General features: G+C 64.9%; 20 protein-coding genes. 7 read left to right on the top strand and 13 right to left on the bottom strand.

Features of this window, described 5'->3' with window-relative positions; genetic code table 11:
* Positions 1-20 precede the first annotated feature (20 nt).
* A complete protein-coding gene (locus tag VGG51_02590) occupies positions 21-1,058 on the bottom strand; it encodes a 3-oxoacyl-[acyl-carrier-protein] synthase III C-terminal domain-containing protein (GenBank protein HEY1881914.1) in 1,038 nt (345 codons plus the stop codon).
* Positions 1,059-1,229: 171 nt separating this feature from the next.
* Between VGG51_02590 and VGG51_02585 the strand changes: the two genes are divergently transcribed.
* The 6 genes from VGG51_02585 to VGG51_02560 are packed head-to-tail and all read left to right on the top strand — an operon-like array spanning position 1,230 to position 6,859.
* Positions 1,230-3,440: a bifunctional YncE family protein/alkaline phosphatase family protein gene (locus tag VGG51_02585; GenBank protein ID HEY1881913.1), complete on the top strand. Its 2,211-nt coding sequence runs from the start codon at positions 1,230-1,232 to the stop codon at positions 3,438-3,440.
* Positions 3,437-4,273 (top strand): hypothetical protein, encoded by an 837-nt coding sequence (locus VGG51_02580; GenBank protein ID HEY1881912.1) that lies wholly within the window; start codon positions 3,437-3,439, stop codon positions 4,271-4,273. Before VGG51_02585 ends, VGG51_02580 begins: the two co-directional genes overlap by 4 nt.
* 13 nt (positions 4,274-4,286) lie before the next feature.
* Positions 4,287-5,018 (top strand): metallophosphoesterase family protein, encoded by a 732-nt coding sequence (locus tag VGG51_02575; GenBank protein HEY1881911.1) that lies wholly within the window; start codon positions 4,287-4,289, stop codon positions 5,016-5,018.
* Complete coding sequence (locus VGG51_02570; protein ID HEY1881910.1) at positions 4,937-5,728, top strand: ABC transporter ATP-binding protein; 792 nt, start codon at positions 4,937-4,939, stop codon at positions 5,726-5,728. Before VGG51_02575 ends, VGG51_02570 begins: the two co-directional genes overlap by 82 nt.
* The gene (locus VGG51_02565; protein HEY1881909.1) at positions 5,721-6,485 is read left to right on the top strand and encodes an ABC transporter permease; all 765 of its coding nucleotides are present in this window, start codon (positions 5,721-5,723) and stop codon (positions 6,483-6,485) included. Before VGG51_02570 ends, VGG51_02565 begins: the two co-directional genes overlap by 8 nt.
* Positions 6,482-6,859, top strand: a complete 378-nt coding sequence (locus VGG51_02560) for a hypothetical protein (protein HEY1881908.1) — start codon at positions 6,482-6,484, stop codon at positions 6,857-6,859. Before VGG51_02565 ends, VGG51_02560 begins: the two co-directional genes overlap by 4 nt.
* Positions 6,860-6,863: 4 nt before the next feature.
* Here the strand turns inward: VGG51_02560 and VGG51_02555 are convergent, their stop codons facing one another.
* The gene (locus VGG51_02555; protein HEY1881907.1) at positions 6,864-7,700 is read right to left on the bottom strand and encodes an MBL fold metallo-hydrolase; all 837 of its coding nucleotides are present in this window, start codon (positions 7,698-7,700) and stop codon (positions 6,864-6,866) included.
* Between the two features lie 72 nt (positions 7,701-7,772).
* On the opposite strand from VGG51_02555, the gene trxB reads away from it, so the two are divergent.
* Entirely contained in the window at positions 7,773-8,714 is a 942-nt protein-coding gene (gene trxB / locus VGG51_02550) for a thioredoxin-disulfide reductase (GenBank protein HEY1881906.1), read from the top strand.
* A gap of 20 nt (positions 8,715-8,734) precedes the next feature.
* Here trxB and VGG51_02545 read toward each other — a convergent pair whose 3' ends face one another.
* The 11 genes from VGG51_02545 to VGG51_02495 form a co-directional block, all read right to left on the bottom strand.
* Positions 8,735-9,457: a hypothetical protein gene (locus VGG51_02545; GenBank protein ID HEY1881905.1), complete on the bottom strand. Its 723-nt coding sequence runs from the start codon at positions 9,455-9,457 to the stop codon at positions 8,735-8,737.
* 49 nt (positions 9,458-9,506) lie between these two features.
* Positions 9,507-10,730: an FAD-binding oxidoreductase gene (locus VGG51_02540; protein ID HEY1881904.1), complete on the bottom strand. Its 1,224-nt coding sequence runs from the start codon at positions 10,728-10,730 to the stop codon at positions 9,507-9,509.
* Positions 10,727-12,127: an FAD-linked oxidase C-terminal domain-containing protein gene (locus tag VGG51_02535; protein HEY1881903.1), complete on the bottom strand. Its 1,401-nt coding sequence runs from the start codon at positions 12,125-12,127 to the stop codon at positions 10,727-10,729. Before VGG51_02535 ends, VGG51_02540 begins: the two co-directional genes overlap by 4 nt.
* Positions 12,128-12,350: 223 nt before the next feature.
* Positions 12,351-13,574, bottom strand: coding sequence for a DUF1343 domain-containing protein (locus tag VGG51_02530; protein HEY1881902.1), 1,224 nt, complete (start codon positions 13,572-13,574; stop codon positions 12,351-12,353).
* Positions 13,564-14,397 (bottom strand): 1,4-dihydroxy-6-naphthoate synthase, encoded by an 834-nt coding sequence (locus VGG51_02525; protein ID HEY1881901.1) that lies wholly within the window; start codon positions 14,395-14,397, stop codon positions 13,564-13,566. Before VGG51_02525 ends, VGG51_02530 begins: the two co-directional genes overlap by 11 nt.
* Positions 14,385-14,987 (bottom strand): futalosine hydrolase, encoded by a 603-nt coding sequence (mqnB, locus tag VGG51_02520; GenBank protein ID HEY1881900.1) that lies wholly within the window; start codon positions 14,985-14,987, stop codon positions 14,385-14,387. The genes VGG51_02525 and mqnB overlap by 13 nt, the downstream gene beginning before the upstream one ends.
* Positions 14,984-15,559: a 7-carboxy-7-deazaguanine synthase QueE gene (locus VGG51_02515; GenBank protein HEY1881899.1), complete on the bottom strand. Its 576-nt coding sequence runs from the start codon at positions 15,557-15,559 to the stop codon at positions 14,984-14,986. The genes mqnB and VGG51_02515 overlap by 4 nt, the downstream gene beginning before the upstream one ends.
* Positions 15,543-15,917, bottom strand: coding sequence for a 6-carboxytetrahydropterin synthase QueD (gene queD, locus VGG51_02510; GenBank protein HEY1881898.1), 375 nt, complete (start codon positions 15,915-15,917; stop codon positions 15,543-15,545). Before queD ends, VGG51_02515 begins: the two co-directional genes overlap by 17 nt.
* 11 nt (positions 15,918-15,928) lie before the next feature.
* On the bottom strand, positions 15,929-17,278 hold the full coding sequence (locus VGG51_02505; GenBank protein HEY1881897.1) for a dihydrolipoamide acetyltransferase family protein: 1,350 nt from the start codon (positions 17,276-17,278) through the stop codon (positions 15,929-15,931).
* A complete protein-coding gene (locus VGG51_02500) occupies positions 17,278-18,285 on the bottom strand; it encodes an alpha-ketoacid dehydrogenase subunit beta (protein HEY1881896.1) in 1,008 nt (335 codons plus the stop codon). Before VGG51_02500 ends, VGG51_02505 begins: the two co-directional genes overlap by 1 nt.
* Entirely contained in the window at positions 18,273-19,301 is a 1,029-nt protein-coding gene (locus VGG51_02495; protein ID HEY1881895.1) for a thiamine pyrophosphate-dependent dehydrogenase E1 component subunit alpha, read from the bottom strand. Before VGG51_02495 ends, VGG51_02500 begins: the two co-directional genes overlap by 13 nt.
* Positions 19,302-19,308 lie beyond the last annotated feature (7 nt).

Here is a 19,308-nt window from a genome sequence, read left to right as displayed (position 1 = left end):
TCGACAATCCTTCGACAAGCTCAGGATGACAAAGATGAGCGGTTTTCGAGGAGCGTGAAACCGGCGGTAAATCCGGGCCCGAGCGCGCTGACCAGCGCGCGTCGCCACGGTTCCTTCGACGCGAGCGTTCGCTCGAGGACGAACATCACGGTCGCCGCCGACATGTTGCCGTAGTCGCGCAACACCTCGCGCGACTCCGTCAGCCGCGTTGCATCGATTTCGAAGGCGACTTCGAGCGCATCGAGCACTTTCGCGCCGCCGGGGTGGCAGACGAAGCGGTCGATGTCGGAAAGCGCCAACGAATGTTCCTCCAAGAACGACGCTGCCACCTCGTTGAGCTTCGTGGTGACGAGTTCGGGGATGTCCCGCGAGAAGATTGCCTTGAGCCCCTCGCCGGTAACGTCCCAGCCCATGACGTCGAGCGAATCGGGCCAGGTGAACTCGCCGCCGCCGACGACGGCCGGCCCCTCGCCGCCGCACTCGAGCAGTGCCGCGGCCGCGCCGTCTCCGAAGAGCGCGGTCGCGACGATGTTGCTCTTAGAAAAGTCGTCGCGCCTAAAGCAGAGCGTGCAGAGCTCGACGACGAGGAACAGGACGAGCGAGCGCGGGTTTGCGCCGGCGATCGTCGCCGCGCGCTCCAGGCCGATGACGCCGCCCGCGCAGCCGAGCCCGAAAATCGGCAGCCGCCGAGTCGTGCGGCGCAACTTCATCCGCTCCATCAACAGTGCGTCGAGACTCGGCGTCGCGATGCCCGTCGTCGAGACGACGACGATCGAGTCGATTTCCTCCGCGCTGCGCTGCGCGCGGGCGAGCGCCTCGCGCGTCGCCCGTTCCAGCAGATCGAGCGCCGAATCGAGGTAGACGCTATTACGGTCGGGCCAATCGTGGAGATCTTCGTACCACTCGATCGGTACCGACGAATAGCGGCGATCGATGCCCGTGTTGCCGAACATCGGGAGCAGCCGCACGATTTCTCGCGAACGAGGGCCGAGCGCGAGATCGATACGGCGAATTACCTCAGCCTGCCCCAGCGCGTACGGCGGGACGGCGGTGGCCACCGCTAAAACGGCAGGGTACTGACGGCCTGCAATGGTAATGGTTTACCTCCCGTGTCGTTTAGGCAATTTCCAGCGGCTTTGTTAGCGGCCGTCCTCTTAGGTGCAGCCCGACCCGCTCCCCTTATCGTGTATTCGGCGCCGGCCGGCGTCCGGCCAGCCGGAGCCGATCGTGTGCATCCCACCGATGCTATTCTTCCCAATGGAAGAATCGCCGCACCGGCCGGGACGAGCGTCTTCGTCGGAACCGGCACCTTTGGAATGGCGCTTTCGCCGGAAGGACGGTACGCCATTCTCTCCAATGCGGGCAGCGCGTTTGCCGGACCGGCCTCGGCCGCCCAGGCTGGCCTGGTCACGGGCCCGTCGCTTACCGTCATCAACGTGCAGACGATGCGACCGGCAAGCGTGTATCGGGATCCGTCCGCGACGTTCTTCATGGGAGTGGCCACCGCACGCGATCCGAAGGACCCGATGCGCACGATCGTGCTTGCCTCCGATGCGGCAACGAGTGCGGTGCGCGTCTTCGATCTCGACGCCGCCGGAACGCTGACACCCGAGACGTCGATCGCCCTTTCGGCGCACGCGCTGCCCGCGGAGATCTCGGTTTCCGGCGACGGTCGCGACGCGTACGTTGCCGACAACGTCGCTAATGCGGTCGTCGAGATCGATTTGTCGACGCGTTCGGTCGTGCGGCCGATTCCGGTCGGCGACGCGCCGCTCTACGTCGTCGCCGGCCGCTGCGTCGTAATTTCCAGCAGCAGCGGGCTCTCGGCGTATCGTGCGCTGCCCACGCCGCAGCCGGAGCCGCAGTTCGCGGCGCCGGCCTTCGATTCGGCGAAGTCGTCGACGCTTTCGGTTTCGGAGCTTTCGGCGGGGAACGCAATTGCCGACCCGGCAACCGTGCCGATGGATCCCGCTCCGGACGGTACGCAGATCGTCGGCGGCGCCTCGCCGGGAGCGATCACCTTGAGCCGAGACGGGCGGCTCGCTTACGTTGCGCTCTCAAATATCGATCGCGTTGCGGTGGTCAGCCTGCGCGGGGCCCCGCGCGTCGTACGCGGGCTCGACCTGCGGCTCTATCCCGGCGCGCCGTACGGCGCGCAACCCAGCGCCGAAGCGCTCAGTCCCGACGGAAAGCGACTCTTCGTGGCGCTTGCCGGGCTCAACTCCGTCGCGGTGCTCGACGCGAAACGAACGACTCGTTACCGCTACGGCCTCATCCCGACGGCGTGGTATCCGAGTGCGATCGCACTCTCGAGCAACGGGCGCTATCTCTACGTCGCCAGCGCGAAAGGCGTCGACGGCTGGGGCGTCCTGCAGCGAATCGATCTCAAGCACACGTCGCTGGTCAAGGCAACGCTCGCCGCGCTGCGCTACAACCGGACGCCGAGCGTCGCAAAGTTCGATCCGGTCATTCCGCCGCTGCGCTCGAACAAGCGCAGCGAAGTCATCGATCACGTCGTCTACATCGCCGTCGGGGACCGCGCGTACGACGCGATGCTCGGCGATCTCAAAGACGATTCGGGCAGCGCGCACGGCAACGGCGACGCAGCCTTGAGCCTCTATCCGGAGAGCACGACGCCCAATCTTCACCAGTTGGCGCGAAGCTATGCGCTGGCCGACAACTTTTATGCCTCCGACGCCGACCCTAACGTCGCCAAACAGGTGGCGACGGCTTCCGATGCTACGCTCTATCAACAGCTCGTCGACGCCGCCGGGGCGGCGCGCTCACCCCTGCAAGACCACGGCGACGACCCCGAGGACTACGGCCGCACCGGATACCTGTTCAACGCGATGGCGCGGGCCGGCCTGACCTATCGCGACTACGGGGGGCTCATGCGCCTTTCGGGATATGACGGATCCCTCTATCACTACGATGTTCCGGCGCTGGGGGCGCTGGCGGGCAACGTGGATCTCGACTATCCCGGTTATAATCCCAAAGTGACCGATTCAACGCGCGCCGACGAGTTCGTGCGCGACATGCAGCGTTACGTGGAGGCCGATCGAATGCCCAACTTTACCTACGTCTCGCTGCCGAGCGGCGCTACCGCCGCCGACGTCGGCGACGCCGATCACGCCCTCGGCAAGATCGTCGATTTCATTTCACATACGCCGCACTGGAGCTCGACGGCCCTCTTCGTCGTCCCGGCGGCCATCGAGTCGCCCACCGACCACGTCAACGCGATGCGCAGCTATGCGCTCGTCGTTTCGCCGCTCGCGCGCCGCGGGTTCGTCGCCGAAGATCACCTCAGCGTCGCGAGCGTCGTGAAGACCGAGGAGGAGATCTTCGGTTTGCCGCCGCTGAGCCTGGCCGACCTGTTGGCCTCCGATTTGGCGCCGTTGTTCACCGGCGTCCCGGTTCCGCAAGCGTATCAGGTCCGATGAGCGCGCACGGCAAAGTCGGTTTCGGCCCACGCCTCGTGGAGAATCCTACGGGCCCGTTGCGCAGCGCGGTTTTGGTTCGCCCCAGTGCGGCGATCGAGGGCGCCCGTCCGCTCGCCGGAGAACCCGGCGCGATCTACGAGCGAGCCTGCGAACAGCACGACGTACTGCGCTCGACGCTCGAGTACTTCGGCGTTGAGACGATCTCGTTTGAATCGCACGGCCGCGACGCCTACGAGATTAGTGCCGGCGACGCCGCGGTAGCGCTGCGCGACGGCGTCGTGCTCATGCGCCCGAGTGCGATGTCGCGACGAGCCGAGGCGGACCGAATGCAGTCCGAGTTCGCGCGCATCGACGTGCCGATCGCCGGGCACATTTCCGGGCCCGGTCTGCTCGACGGCAATGACGTGATTTTGGCGGGCGAGACGGCTTTCGTGGGCGCCGGCTCGCGTGGAAACGACGTCGGCCGCGAAGGCTTTGCACGGCTGGCTGCGGCCCACGGCTATCGCGTCCTCAAGGTGAATCTCGCTCCGGGCGTCGGGGCGTTACGGAGCGTCGCGGCCGCGATTGCGAACGACACGATCGTCATCGGTGGGGATTCGGCGGATCCGGCGGCCTTCGAAGGGTGCAAGACGATCGTACTCGAGCGCGGCGAAGAGAACGCCGCGGGCGTTCTCTGTTTGGACGAGCGGCACGTGCTGGCCGATATCCGGTACCGCACGGCGCTCGCGCAGATGAGCCGGCAAGGCATCACGGTGGAATCGATCGATCTTTACGAGTTTACGAAGATTGGATTGACGCCGGCGATGCTGACCCTGGTTCTCAAGCGCGATTGAAGCTCGATGATTGATGCGCATCGCCGTCCTCTCTGATATTCACGGTAATCTCTTAGCCCTCGACGCTTGCCTCGCAGACCTCGACGCGCAGGGGGACGCCGACGCGGTCATCGTCGCGGGCGACCTTTGCTTGGCGGGCCCGAAGCCGAAGAAAGTGCTGCAGCGGCTGGAGGAGCTAGGCGCCGCCTGCATTCGCGGCAACAAGGATCGCTTTCTCTGTGACGGCGCGAGCGACGGCGAGCACAGCGCTGCGGATGTTGCGCGAATCGACTGGACGCGCCGCGAACTCGGCGAACGCTGGCTTTCGTGGCTGCGCGACCTCCCTTTCGCGATGCGCATCGGCGAAGATGACAATCAGCTGTTGATCGTCCACGCCAACCCAAAAAACGACGAGGAGCACATCTGGCCGGATGCGGACGAGACGACGCTCGAGCGGCTCGTGGGAGACGAGCGCGCCACGACGATTGCCTTCGGGCACCTGCACCTTCCCTACGTACGGATGTGGCGGGGGCGGCTGCTGGTGAACGTCGCCTCGGCCGGCGTGCCGAAGGACGGCGACCCGCGCGCCTGCTACGCGATCTTCACCGAGCGTGCCGGCGGCTGGGAGGTCAAGCACCGGCGCGTGCCCTTCGACGTGAAGAAAGTTGCAACCCAATTGAGCGATTGCGGGATTCCGGAGAGTGCAGAGCTCATCGCTACCCTTCGCCGCCACCGGTACAAGCAATTAAAGAAACTGATCCCTTAGCGGTCGACGTCGACCGGCTCGTCAAGCAGTACGGGAGTTTCACGGCCGTCGACGGCATCTCGCTGCGCGTCGAGTCAGGCGAGTTCTTCGGTTTTCTCGGCCCCAACGGCGCGGGGAAAACGACGACCATCAACGCGATCGTCGGGCTCGCGCGCAAGAGCTCCGGCAGCATTCGCATCTTCGGCTACGACAACGAGCGCGAGTGGCGGCAGGCGCGGCAGCTCATCGGGCTGTCGCCACAAGAGTACAACTTCGATCGCTATCTATCGTTGCGCGACGTGCTGATCTATTCGGCCGGCTACTACGGGCTGCGCGGCAAGCGCGTGGCGGAGCGCGCCGATGCGCTGCTCGAGCGTTTCGGTCTCACGTCGCACGCGCACCTCGAGTATACGAAGATCTCCGGCGGCCAGAAACGGCGCCTCTCCCTTGCTCGCGCGCTGATCCACGAGCCGCGCCTGCTGATTCTCGACGAACCGACGGCGGGCGTCGACGTCGAGCTGCGCCTCGAGCTCTGGCAGTGGTTGAAGAGACTCAACGCCGAGGGGTTGACGATTTTTCTGACGACGCACTACTTGGAAGAAGCCGAAGAACTCTGCCGGCGGATTGCGATCGTCCGCAGGGGCCGGATCGTCACCGAAAAACCGACCGAAGAGCTGGTGGCGGCGGGCTCGTCACTGCAGGACGTCTTTCTGGAGCTGGTTCGTGATTAACGGCGTCGCGCTGTGGACGCTGGTCAAGCGCGAGATGGTGCGCAGCCTCAAGATCATCAACCAGGTGATCTGGCCGCCGATCATCACGACCCTGCTCTACGTTTTTGTCTTCGGCCTGGGGATCGGCAGCCGCATCCCGAGCATCCAGGGAGTCAGCTACGCGCAGTTTCTGATCCCGGGGCTGATCATGCTGCAAGTCATCGATTCGTCCTACGGCGAGTGCTCGAGCTCGCTCTTTCAGGGACGCTTTATGAACTCGATCCAGGAGCTGCTGATCGCGCCGATGTCGGCCTACGAGCTTGTCGGCGGGTACGTTCTCGGCAGCCTCGCGCGCTCGCTGCTGATCGCCGGATTGATCACCGGGCTCGGCGTCGTGCTCGTGCACGCCGCGCCCTCGAACTGGCTGCTCTATTTCGGCATCATCGCGCTCGTATCGGTGCTATTTTCCGCGCTCGGACTGATCTTCGGCCTGGTCGCCGACAAGTTCGATCACATCGCCATCCTAACGACCTTCGTCATCACGCCGCTTACCTTCGTCGGCGGCGTCTTTACCTCGGCGAAAATGCTTCCGCCCACGCTGCGCAATTTCGAACTCTTCAATCCGATCTTTTACACGATCGACGCCTTCCGGCGCAGCTATACCGGGCAAAGCGACCTTGCGCCCGCGTTCTCCATCGGGATGGTCGCATTTCTCACGGCGATTTCACTTGGAATCGTCTTGCGAATGACCGCAATCGGATATAAGCTTCGAACGTGAAGGTTTTGATCGTCGCCGCTATCACGCTGCTCGCGCTCGCCCAGCCGACCCGGCTTTCGATTCAACCCTGGACGGGCAGTGAGTTTCAAAGCACCAGCTCCGCCGCCGCAAAGTACCGGCTCGAGGTCTCCGGCAAACCGAAGGCGCTCGTTCGCCTCCAAGCGCGTGGGGTCGCCAACGGCTGGCTGGCCGCGTTCTGCACTCCGAAATACTGCTCGCCGCAGCACGTCGAAACGTCGCTGCCGTCGTCGGGTCAAACCGTCTTCCAATTCGAGCTCATCCGCGAATCGAGCAGCGCTCCGAAAGAGAGTGGGGCGACGATCGCCGGTTCAGACGGCGCCAGCGTGAGCGTGCCTCTCGCGCACCGCGAGTAGCCCGTTAGAAGAACGGGTTGTGGTGCTTTTCTAGGCCGATTTTTGTTGGCGGACCGTGGCCCGGCATGACGACCGTGTCGTCGGGAAGCGTGAACATCTTGCTGCGCACGCTGTTGAGAATGTCGCCGTAGGTGCTCTTGTCGCCGTACGCGCCGCCGACGCTCGCCGCAAAGAGCGTGTCGCCGGAAAAGAGCGCGCCTTGGAAGAGAAACGAGGACGAGCCGTCGGTGTGGCCGGGCGTGTGCAGCATGCGAATCGACGCGTCGTCGCCGAAAGGGAGCGTTTCCCCGTCGCGGATGCGCAGCGCGCCGCTCGCGAGTGGGCCGATCGCCTTTACATCGAGTTCGTGCATCACGATCTGCGCTTGCGGAAAGGCCTGCGCGACGTCGCCGGTCGCGTCGCAGTGATCGGCATGTTTGTGCGTGATCAAAATGTACTGCAGCTGGTAGTCACCGTCGCGCAGAACGCGCAGCAGGTTGGCTGGGATGCCGGCCGGGTCGATCAGCGCGGCGCGGCGCCCGTCTTGGAGGAAGAAGACGTAACCGTTGCTCGGCTGCGGATCCTGTGGATGACGCCGGATATCGGCGCGCTCGATCGGCGGCGGTTGCCATCGTCCGGCCGCGCTATCGGCGAGCTTCTCACCATCGAGCCGTAGGATCGCGGCGACGGCGCGCGCCTGCTCGTCGTTGGCGGCGCCTTCATCTTTGAGCCAGTGCGCGATCGTATCCTTGGGGATTCCGGTTGCATCGGCGAGCTGTGCCTCGCTCGTGCGGGTTCCCTTGAGCGCCTTGCGCAGGATATCGCCGAACGTGTCCTCCAGCGGCAACTGGTGATTGATCATAGCCGCTGCTTCGACGCTGCGCCGGCAACGGCTGCAACCGGGAAGCGCTCGCCCGAGTCGAAAAGGGCGGGAATGGAACGCGTGATCGTCATTGGTTCGGGGCCGGCCGGCTTAACCGCCGCCGTCTACGCAGCCCGAGCCAACCTTCGTCCGCTCGTGTTAGCCGGCGGACTCTACGGCGGCCAGCTGATGCTGACGACCGACGTCGAGAACTACCCCGGTTTTCCCGAAGGGATCATGGGGCCCGATTTGATGATCCGCTTTCGCGAACAGGCCGAGCGTTTCGGCGCGCGGATCGAAAACGTCGACGTGACCTCCGTCGAGTTTGCAAAGCGCCCGCTGATCGTTCGCACGCTCGACGCGCAGTACGAAGCCGAGACCGTGATCGTCGCGACCGGCGCGAGCGCGCGCTGGCTCGACATACCGGGCGAGGATCGCCTGCGCGGCCGCGGCGTCTCGACCTGCGCCACTTGCGACGGCGCGTTTTTCCGCGACAAGCAGATCGCCGTCGTCGGCGGGGGCGACTCCGCGCTCGAAGAGGCGCTCTTTCTCACGCGCTTCGGCCGCCGCGTTACGCTGATCCATCGCCGCGACCGCCTGCGCGGCAGCAAAATCATGGCCACCCGCGCGAGCGCTCACGAGAAGATCGATTTCATCTGGAACACGGTCGTCGAGGAAGTTTTGGGCGATACGCACCTCGCTGGGCTGCGTCTGCGCAACGTCGTCGACGGCAGCACGTCGGAGTTTAAAACCGACGCGCTCTTCATCGCGATCGGTCATATTCCCAACACGGGCATCTTCGCCGGTCAGATCGATCTCGACGAACTCGGCTACATCGCGTCGCCCGACGGCACGACGACGAATGCCGAGGGCGTCTTCGTCGCCGGCGACGTTAACGACCATCGCTACCGGCAAGCGATTACTGCCGCGGGGATGGGTTGCCGTGCCGCGATGGACGCGGAAAAATATCTCGAGGCGCTCGAGTTCAAGATGGATTCGCTCGCTGCGCGCTGAGCGAGCGAATCGCTATCCCTTTAGTCCTGCTCTTTTGCGTTCGCGCTCGGCTTGACGTTCGGATTGTGCTCGGCAAAGGCGCCGAGCGGATTGGGAACGAGCCAAACCTGGAGATCCCAAATTGCCGGGAACGGAAAGACGAATGCGACCTGCGACGCGTTTGCCGGCGCCGGGATCTTTAGAACTTTGTAACGCGGAAGCTTGCCCATCTTCACGATTTCGGCCGCGGCCGGATTGTCGATCGAGCCGCCGGCCTTCGCCATCGTCTTCGAGCCCGCAGCGCCGTAGGCGACGCCGGAGGCCGTCTTGATCCCGAAGTGCACGTGCCCGGGCGAGAAGTCGAGCCAGCGCGAGGGCCTGACGCCCCAGCTCGTTGGCGGCGCCTTCGAGTTACTCTGCAGCACCGAAAAGTCGGCGCCGATGAGTCGGCCGGTAACGTCGTACCAAAGCTGACTGGGATGTTGCTCGTCGCTCTGCCAGTACTTCGTGTTCACCCAACTGATCGCACCGGTCTGATCCTCGTCGGTATACCGGAAGTAGCCCGCAGCCGTCGCTTGTGAAGTAGTCGCAAAGCGACTTTGGAGATCGGTCGTTACCGTGCTCACGAAGGTCTGCTCGGCAGCCGATTCGGCGGGTGCCGGCGTCGGCGGCGGCGCGGGCGTGGGTGCGGCGGCACGCACGATGCCCGAAACCGAGAAGACCAGACAAATAGCAATAAAACCGCGTAGTGCCAATCTATTCATGGTTGCTCGGTTCCAGATTTGGCAGGGGCCTCCTTTGCGCCGTAGAGGACTAGATACCGCCCACGAATCGACCGGGATTGAGCGTGCGATTCGGGTCGAAACGCGCTTTGAGCGCTCTCATCCGCTCGACGGCCGCCGGCGCTTCGCCCCACGCGTTGAGATGAACGCGATGCGGATGCTCGCAGGCGATCACTTGTGCCCCAGGTTCGAGCTCGTGGATTGCGTCATCGAAGCTCTCGATCTTTCCGCCGAGCGTGCGCGAATCGAGGCCGCTCGCACGCAGGACTACGTCGCCGTTGAGCGCGTCGACGATCGTTTCGGTTCGCAGGTCGTACCGGCGGGCGAGTTGCTGGATATTCAGCGCGCGCTCCGCCGATTCTGTCGGGAACGAAGCGATGCGATAGGTCACGGATCGTTCGCCGAGGTTGGCGACGTAGGCGTCGACGATGCGCTGAAACGACTCGCGGGCACCCGTATCGAACACGCGCGTCTCCGGCACGCCGGCCCGCCCCAGCGCCGAGCGAAGGTCGCGCGTGGCGCGCTCCAGAAGCGCCTCGCTCCCATCGAGCAGCACGGCGACGCGCCCTTCGTTGCCGTCGTCGCCGTCGATCGAGTTGTGAAAACCGTCGACCCAAAAAGCGGCCGACGGCGCAACGGGCAGCGCTGCCAGTGCGGCAAACGCGCGCTCGCGGGTTCGCTCGGGAAGCGGCGCGAGAAAGATCCGCGCGTGGCCGGGCGCCGGGATCGTCTTAAAGTTTGCCTGCACGAGAATGCCGAGCGTTCCGAACGAGCCGACGTAGAGACGGCTCATATCGTAGCCGGCGACGTTCTTGACGACCATGCCGCCGGCACGCGCAACGCTGCCGTCGGCGAGGACGATCGCCGAGCCGATCAAATAATCGCGCAGGCGGCCGTAGCGATGGCGGCGCGGGCCTAGCCATCCCGCCGCGAGCGTGCCGCCGACCGTCGCGTACTGAGGAGCAGGCGCGTCGAACGGAATAAACTGTCCCTGGCCCGCGAGCAGCACGTTGACGCCCTGCAGCGTCATGCCGGCGCGCACCGCGATCGTGAGGTCGGCGCTTTCGTTGGCGACGACGCCGGTGAGACGCAGCGTCGAGAGCGCGAGCGCGGGCGCCTCGAGCGGAAGCCCCATTCCCGACAGCGTGTTCCCGCCGGCGATCGAGATCTTTCCGCCGCCGCGGTCGGCCTGCGCGACGATCGTTCCGAGCGCGTCGATCGTTTCGGGTGCGACCGGGGCCGTGGCCGTTCTCACGGCGGGGTAACCTCGGAGCAGCGCGCTCCGCTCGGAAAGATCTTCTCTGGGTTGAGCCGCCGCCGCGGATCGAAGACGTCGCGCACGCGTCCCATCGCTGCCAGATCTGCGGTCGTGTAGACTCGCGTCATCGCGTCGCGCTTCTCCCAGCCGATGCCGTGCTCGCCGCTGATCGTGCCGCCGAGTTCGATCGCCGACTCGAGGATCGCATTGCCCGTCAGGACGACGGCCGCTACTTGCCGCCGGTCACGCCGGTCGTACATCAGCAGCGGGTGTAAGTTACCGTCGCCGGCGTGGAAGACGTTGCCGACCGTGATCGCGTGTTCGGCGGCGGCCGCTGCGACCGCGCGCAGCGCCGTCGGGAGCTTGCTGCGCGGCACGCAGACGTCCTGTGTGTAATAGTTCGGTGCAATGCGGCCGGTCGCACCGGCCGCGCCCTTTCGTCCGGCCCAGAGCGCGGCGCGCTCGGCCGCCGTGCGCGCGCCGCGCATGTAGCGTGCCCCGTGCTGGTTGACGATCGCGCGAATGGCCGATTCCGCAGCGGCGACGTCCTCTTCAAAGCCGGCGCTTTCCACGAGCAGGACCGCCGCGGCGCCCGTCGGGTAGCCGGCATGAAAGGCGGCTTCAACGGCGGTGACGATGACCGAGTCCATCATCTCAAGTGCGGTCGGCACGATTCCCGCGGCTACGATCGCCGAGACCGCTTCGGAGGCGGCCTCCATTTGGTCGAAGGCCGCTACCCAGACCCGGACGGCCTCGGGCTGCGCGAGGAGCCGCACCCACGCCGAGGTGACGATGCCCAGGGTGCCTTCGCTGCCGACGAGCGCCGCGGTGAGATCGTAGCCCGAATCGTCGATGCTCGTCGTGAAAACCTCGCCGGTTTCGTCGACGACCTCAAGACCGAGCACGTGGTTGACGGTCGTTCCGTACGAGAGGCAGTGCGGGCCGCCGGCATTGGTCGCGATGTTGCCGCCGATCGTCGAGATCTGCTGCGACGAAGGGTCCGGTGCAAAGAAAAGACCGTCGGCGGCGACGCGGCGCGAGAGATCGAGGTTGATGAGGCCAGGCTCGACTCGCGCCCGGCGATTTGCGGCGTCGAGCTCCAGGATGCGATTCATCCGCATCGTCGAGATGACGATGCCGCCGGCGGCCGGAACGGCGCCGCCGCAGAGCCCGGTGCCGGCGCCGCGGGCGACAATCGGCTCGCCGAACTCGCGGGCGATCTTCACGACGGCGCTCACCTCATTGGTCGATCGCGGCAAGACGACGGCCAACGGTCGGCCGCCATCCGTGTAAGCGTCGAAGGCGTATACCGAGAGGTCTTCGGGCTCGGTTTTTACGCCGTCCGTTCCAAGCGCGCCGATTAACCGCTCGCGCAGCATGCCAAGACGCTTCAACGAGTCGCCATTCGGACCTTGACAACCGGGGTTTCGCTATGCCAGCATAATCGAACATCATGTGGACGTGGACCATGTACGCGAATTCGTTCTTTCGCGATCTCCTCCAAGATCGTTGAGGGACGCTGCAGGGTACTGGGACTGGTAAGAAACGGTCATCGACAACGCAGAGCCCCCGCCAAACTGGCGGGGGCTCGTGTTTTCCTAGGAGCCCGACGGGCTCCTAGTAGAGCAGATATCGCCGTCGCAGCGATTCAAAGCTCGCCACGGCGGGCGCCCACTGATCGAGGATCTCGCGTGCGCTCCTTCCGGCAAGCAGGTTCCGCCGAATGGAATCGGTTCCCCAATCGCGATCGAGCCCGGCGATGCTCGCGATTTGGATTGCCCGCGGGAACAGATCGCGAACCGCAACGAGGATCTCCACCGCGGAACGTACCGCCGCGAAGCGGCGCGGATCGAAGACCATCAGCTCTACCCCGGTGAGCTCGCGGCCCTTCCAAAAGCCGACGTATGGCGTCCACGCGGCCGGGCGAAACCAGACGCCGGGAAGATTGCGCGCGTTCAAGCGTTCCGCGAGCTTGGATCCGTCGATCGCTAACGCTCCGGCCAGGAAGAACGGCTTGGTGTAGCCGCTTCCGTTGTTGATGCCGGCGCTGTCGAGCAATCCGGTGCCGGGATAGACGAACGTCGTCTGCCAGTCGGGAATGTTCGGCGAGGTCGCAACCCACTGCAGCCGCGTATCGGGCCAGATCATCGCGTGCCCCCAGCCGGTCATGCGGACGACGCGAAGCTTTGCGCCGATGCTGAAGTGGTCGTTGAAAAGCCCCGCCAGCTCGCCGATCGTCATCCCGTGGCGCATCGCGATCGGATAGAGGCCGATGAACGACTCATAGGGCGGTTCCAGCACCGGCCCTTCGACGGCGCCGCCGATCGGATTGGGACGGTCGAGCACCCAGAACTCTTTGTTGAACTGCTTGGCGGCCTGCATCGCGTAGGCCATCGTCGAGATGTAGGTGTACGCGCGCGAGCCGACGTCTTGAATGTCGAAGCACATGACGTCGACGCCGTCGAGCATTTGCGCGCTGGGGTGTTTCGAGGCGCCGTAGAGGCTGTAGACCGGGAGATGCGTCTGCGGATCGATATACGAGGCGACCGAGGCGCCCGCGTTGCGGTCGCCGCGAAACCCGTGCTCCGGCGCGTAGATCGCTTTAACGCGGACCTTTCCTTGGCGCAGCGTCGCGTCGACGATCGATTCCAGTTGCGAGGTAACACCGCTTTGGTTGGTAATCAATCCGATCGCGCGGCCGCCCAGATCGCGCCAGGCACGGCGCAGAAAGACTTCGTTGCCCAGTTCGATTCGCGCCGGCGGCAGCGATTCGGCCAGCGCCGGCGCCGCGGCAGCCACTCCCAACCCGGCCGCTGCGGCGAGAAAACCTTTACGTTGCAAAGACCGGTTCCATCGCGCGGCCCAAGACGCCGGCTTCGTGCGCCCGCAAGAAGAGCGCGCGCACTGCGTCGCGTCCCGTCTCGCCGAGATCGTCGCTGAAGTCGTTGACGTAGAGCGCGATGTGCGAACGCATCACGTCGTCGTTCATTTCGAAGGCGTGCTCGCGAACGTAGGGCATCACTGCCGCTTCGTTCGTACGGGCGAAGTGCAGGCTCGCGCGGATCGCCTCGTCGAGCGCAAGAACCTGCGCCGGATCGACGTCGTTGCGAACGAGTATTGCTCCCAACGGAACGGGCAGGAGCGTCATGTTCTCCCACCACTCGCCGAGATCGGCGATCGCGATCAGCCCGGCATCGCGATAGGTGAAGCGCGATTCGTGGATGATGAGCCCGGCATCGACCTCGCCGTTTACGACTGCGTCTACGATGCGGTCGAAGCGCATCTGGACCGCCTTCGGGCGCCGGCCCAGCGCGAGCTGGAGCAGCATGAACGCGGTGGTCCGCTCGCCGGGGATGGCGATCTTTTTGTGCGCGAAATCGGCGAAGAGCTGAGGCGACGTGTCCGGACGGGCGACCAAAAGCGGCCCGCAGCCGCGGCCCAGCGCGCCGCCCGACGAGAGTATGCGATAGCGGTCCATCAGGAATGGTATTGCGCCGTAACTCACCTTTGTCAGCGCGTACTCCCCGCGTGCGGCGGCCGTATTGAGCTCCTCGATATCGGCGAGGTGGGCGTGTACCTCGGGCGCGCCCGTTAGCAGGCCGTTGGTGAGGGCGCCGAAGATGTAGGTGTCGTTGGGACAGGGCGAATAGGCTAGGGTGTACATAGCTCCAACAGTGTGGAGGTGACGCTCTGTAAGCCGGCGAGTCCGGCGGCGAAATTCCAGCCGCTGCGCTCGCGCGCACCGCAGCGATTCGAGATGCCGCGCACCTCGATCGCGGCAACGCCGGCTCGCTGCGCGGCACGCAGCACGGCAAAACCTTCCATCGATTCGACCTGGGCGCCAAGCGTCTGCGCGAGGCGCTGGGCCGTCGCTTCGCTCGACGTCACGCGGGAGACGGTTATCCCGCGCACGGCGGCAAATCCGGCGGCCTGCAAGCGCGTAACGAGGCTCGCATCGGAACGCGCGCTCTCCACCGTGCGTTCGCCCCGCGGCAGCGAGAAGGCCTCACCGCTCTCGAGCCGCAGCTCCATGCGTTCCTCCGAGACGACGACCCCGTCACCGACCGCCGCGGCTCCGTCGAATGCACCGGCGATTCCCGCGTTCACGACGAGGCTGTATTTACCCGTTGCGAGCGAAGCGGTAACCGCGCTCGCGGCCTCGACCGGTCCGACCCCGCTGACGAGCCGATCGACCCCATCGCGTGGGCACCAGAATGCGAGTTCGGCTTCGACGGCGCAGCAGAGCAGAATCACGGAACACCGATGAACTTGTGGGTCTGGAGCGAGAGACGAAAGCGCCGCGGGTGGGCTTTGACGTAGTCGAGCGCGAGCCCGACGTTCGCCGGCTTGTTGCCCTCCGGCTGCAGCAGTATCAGCGGCTTGTCGGCAAATAGCGCGAGGTGCTCCTCCGGCACGCGCTCGTCGACGATCAGCTTGGCTTCGTTTGCGCGCATCGCCATACGCGGATCGACCCGTTCCTTGGGCGAGATGCATAGCCACACGTCGTCGGAAAGCTCGGTGAAGATCGTGCCGTTCGACTCGACGTGCACGCGCCGCCCGTCGCGCCGCAGCGCTTCGATTAGCGCCGGGGTCTCGGCCTGCGCCAGCGGCTCGCCGCCGGTGAGCACCACCATCGGACAATCGCCGCCGGCCTCGCGCACGCGCGCGACGACCTCTTCGACGGCGGCGAAAAACTTCGTCGAATAGTCCGTATCGCAAAAATCGCAGGCGAGATTGCACCCGGCAAGCCGCACGAACACCGCCGGCGTTCCGGTCCACGTCCCTTCACCCTGGACGCTGTAGAAGATCTCAGCTAGTTGGAGCACGGCTGAAATCGTCTTTGCGCAGGATGCCGCGGGCGGTGCTCGTTTCCCAGAGGACGAGCTCGTCGAGGCCCTGTAGTTCGCCGGCGAGCTGCTCCCAGATATAGCCAAGCAAATTTTCGACTGTTGGATTCTCGACGACGTCGTTGAGGCTGTGATGGTCGAGGCGATCCACAATGCGTTCGTTGACGATGCGTTCGATGACGTCGAAGTCCTCGATCATGCCGCGCGCGGGCCCGGTGGTCTGAACCGGGCCCCGGACGGCAACTTCGAGGCGATACGAGTGCCCGTGCATCCGCGAGCACTTTCCGGGGTGGGACGGCAGAACGTGGGCGGATTCGAAGCGGAACTGCTTGCGGATCTGAATTTAGTCTACAGCTCTCCCTGCGGCCCCATCCGCTCGAGCCGCCGCTTGAGATCGGCGAGGAAGCCGCTGGCTACGTAGCCGTCGACGACGCGATGATCGAGCGAGAGGCAGGAGTTCATCATCGAACGGATTGCGATCGAATCGTCGTCGCGCACGACGAGCTTTTTGACGACCGTTTCCATCGTGACGATGCCGGCTTGCCCGCCGTTGATGATCGGCGCCGAGGCCCACGATCCGTTGGCGCCGTTGTTGTTGACGGTAAACGTGCCGCCGGCGAGATCGTCGACCCCGAGCTTGCCCTTGCGCGCCTTTTCGATCAGCTCTCCGGCCGCGATTGCGAGGCCCTTGATCGAGAGCTTGTCGGCATTCTTGATCACCGGAACGACGAGGTTGGTGGGCAGGCCGATGGCCACCCCAACGTTCACTTCGCCGTTAACGTAGATACTCGCTTGATTCGAACCGTCGGCGGGCACGAAGCGCGCATTCATCAACGGAAATGCAGCGAGAGATTCGACGACTGCGCGAACGAAGAAGGGGAGCAGCGTCAGCTTGTACCCGGTCTCGCGCTCGAAGCGATCTTTCTCGCGAACGCGCCACTTCCAAACCTCGGTGACGTCAATCTCGACCATCGACCACGCGTGCGGCGCGGTGCGCCGGCTCTCGACCATGCGTTCGGCGATGATGCGCCGAGCTTGCGTGAGCGTGACCGTCGTGCCGGGAATCGGCTGTGCGTAGGTCGACGTACGCGTCGCGTCGGGCGCTTCGAATGGCGGTGCGGCCGGCACGGCGGCAGTCGCTGCCGGGGCGCCGGTGCGTGTCGCGGCCAAAACGTCGTCGGCCGTTACGCGGCCGTTGCTTCCGCTGCCTTTGATCGCGCGGATGTCGATGTGGTGCTCGCGCGCGAGGCGGCGGACGGCGGGCGACGCGCCGCGCAGCGCGCCTTCGGCTTCGGCCCCGTCGACGGCGCCCGCCGCCGGCGAGCCGTTTGAAGAAGGACCGGGCTGCGGACGCTCGGTCGCGAGGGCCGGTGCGGGCGCCGAGGCTGCCGGCGCGGTGGGCGCCGGTACGGGAGCAGATTCCGCGGGGGCGGCCGATGCAGCCGAAGCGGAGGCGGCGCCGACCTCTTCGATTACCGCGATCGGCGTGCCCGTTGCGACCGTTTCACCTTCCTTGACGAGCAGTTCGCGGATCGTGCCGGTGACCGGCGACGGTACGCCGGCGTTGACTTTATCGGTAGAGACTTCGACGAAGTCTTCGTATTTGTCGACGGAGTCGCCGACGCTCTTGAGCCACTGTGCGACGGTACCTTCGGTAACCGTTTCGCCGAGTTGCGGCATCGTGATTGTCGTATTCATCAGAACTTCACCATTTCGCGCATCGTCTCGGCCATCTTGGCAGGCGACGACATATACTCTTCTTCGAGCGGCAGCGCATAGCCCATCGCGGGAACGTCCGGCGCCGCGAGGCGACGGATCGGCGCGTCGAGATCGAAGAGTGCCTCCTCGGCGACCATCGCGCCGATCTCCGCGCCGACGCCACCGAACTTGTTGTCTTCGTGAACGATCAGCAGCTTGCGCGTCTTGCGCACGCTATCGAGAATCGCCGTCTTGTCCATCGGACGAATCGAGCGCAGGTCGATCACTTCGACCGAGAGGCCTTCCTTTTCGAGCCGCTCGGCCGCCTCGATCGCCCAGTGCACGTAAAGGCCGTACGAAACGACCGTCAACTGCGCGCCCGCTTTACGAACTCTCGCCTTGCCCAGCGGAATCGTGTAGTGACCGTCGGGCACCTCCCCTTTGATCAGCCGATACGTCTTCTTGTGCTCCAAGAAGAGGACCGGGTCGGGGTCATCGATCGCCGAGTTCAGCAGCCCTTTTACGTCGTCGGGAAAGGACGGGGCGACGATTTTCAAGCCCGGAACGTGATAGAACAGCGCTTCGATCGAGACCGAGTGGGAAAGCGCGCCGCGAACGCCGCCGCCGTAGGGCGTGCGGATTACAAGCGGGCACGTGTACTCGCCGTTGGAGCGGTAGCGGATCTTGGCCGCCTCGCCGACGATCTGGTTGAACGAGGGATAGATGAAATCGGCGAACTGGATCTCGGCAATCGGCCGCAGGCCTTCCATCGCCATGCCGACGGCGATGCCGACGATCGAGGCTTCGGCAATCGGGGTGTCGATAACGCGCGCCTCGCCGAACTCGCCGATGAAATCCTTGGTGATCAGAAAAACGTTTCCACGGGCGCCGACGTCCTCGCCCAAAATGATCGTGCGGTCGTCGTTGCGCATCGCTTCGTAGAGGGTCGCGCGGACCGCCTCGACGTTATTCATCACCGTCGAGCTCGTGCTGCTTACGACTGCCACGGTTGCCACGCTCCTTCGTAGACGTGCGTATAAAGATCTTCGGCCTTCGGATAGGGAAGCGCTTCGGCCGCGTCGGTCGCCTCGTTGGTCTCGCGCAGAACGTCCTTGCGCATCGCCGCGACGTCTTGCGGGGTCACGATCCCGCGCTCGAGGAGCACGGCTTCGAAGGCCGGTACCGGATCGTGCTTGCGACGCTCGCTGACTTCCTCGCGAGTGCGATAGGTCATGTCGTTGTCGTCGGTCGAGTGCGCGAGATAGCGGTAGCACGTGCCCTCGATCAGCGAGGGTCCCCCGCCCGAACGCGCGCGGTCCATTGCGTTCTTAACCGCCGCGTAGGTTTCGATGGGATCGAAGCCATTGAAGCGGCAGCCGGGCATGCCGTAGCCTTCGGCGCGCTTCCAGATCTCGGGCTGCGCCATCTGCTTTTCGAGCGGCGTCGAGATCGCCCACTCGTTGTTTTCAACGAGCATCACGAACGGGAGCTTGTGAACGGCCGCGAAGTTCATCGACTCGTGCCACTCGCCTTCGCTGGTCGTTCCGTCGCCGCAGGTTGCCAAGACGGCGCGACCGTCGTCGCCGCGATATTTCAGGGCGTAGGCGGCGCCGACCGCGTGCGGCAGATGCGCGGCGAGGATCGAGGAGAACGACATCAGGCCGGCTTGTTTCGAAGAGTAGTGATTCGGAAACTGACGGCCGCCGTTGTGATCCTCGGCGCGCGCAAAAATCGAGAGCATGATCTCGTAGGGCGAGAGGCCGATGCCCAGGCAGAGCCCGAGATCGCGATAGTAAGGGGCGAGAATATCGGAACCGCGGTTAAAGGCCATCGCCGCACCGGCCTGCAGGGCTTCATGTCCCTCGCTGCCCAGGGCAAAGGGAACCTTGCCTTGACGGTTGAGTTGGAAGCCGCGGTTGTCGAGCTGGCGCTGCAGCAGCATGTTGCGGAAGATGTCGCGCAACTGCTGGTCGCTCAAACCGTGACGCTCGAGACCGCCCGTTCGTAAATCCGTCGTAGCCATAGAACCT

The organism is Candidatus Cybelea sp. (assembly GCA_036489315.1).
Classification (GTDB): domain Bacteria; phylum Vulcanimicrobiota; class Vulcanimicrobiia; order Vulcanimicrobiales; family Vulcanimicrobiaceae; genus Cybelea.
Note: the sequence above shows the minus strand (reverse complement) of the source record. Positions and strands in the feature narration are given on the sequence as shown.

Excerpts from the sequence above, each read along its gene's own strand:
- VGG51_02505 (HEY1881897.1), bottom strand. The coding sequence starts at position 17,278 with ATGAATACGACAATCACGATGCCGCAACTCGGCGAAACGGTTACCGAA.
- VGG51_02580 (HEY1881912.1), top strand. The coding sequence starts at position 3,437 with ATGAGCGCGCACGGCAAAGTCGGTTTCGGCCCACGCCTCGTGGAGAAT.
- trxB (HEY1881906.1), top strand. The coding sequence starts at position 7,773 with ATGGAACGCGTGATCGTCATTGGTTCGGGGCCGGCCGGCTTAACCGCC.
- VGG51_02495 (HEY1881895.1), bottom strand. The coding sequence starts at position 19,301 with ATGGCTACGACGGATTTACGAACGGGCGGTCTCGAGCGTCACGGTTTG.
- VGG51_02575 (HEY1881911.1), top strand. The coding sequence starts at position 4,287 with ATGCGCATCGCCGTCCTCTCTGATATTCACGGTAATCTCTTAGCCCTC.
- VGG51_02545 (HEY1881905.1), bottom strand. The coding sequence starts at position 9,457 with ATGAATAGATTGGCACTACGCGGTTTTATTGCTATTTGTCTGGTCTTC.
- VGG51_02525 (HEY1881901.1), bottom strand. The coding sequence starts at position 14,397 with ATGTACACCCTAGCCTATTCGCCCTGTCCCAACGACACCTACATCTTC.
- VGG51_02555 (HEY1881907.1), bottom strand. The coding sequence starts at position 7,700 with ATGATCAATCACCAGTTGCCGCTGGAGGACACGTTCGGCGATATCCTG.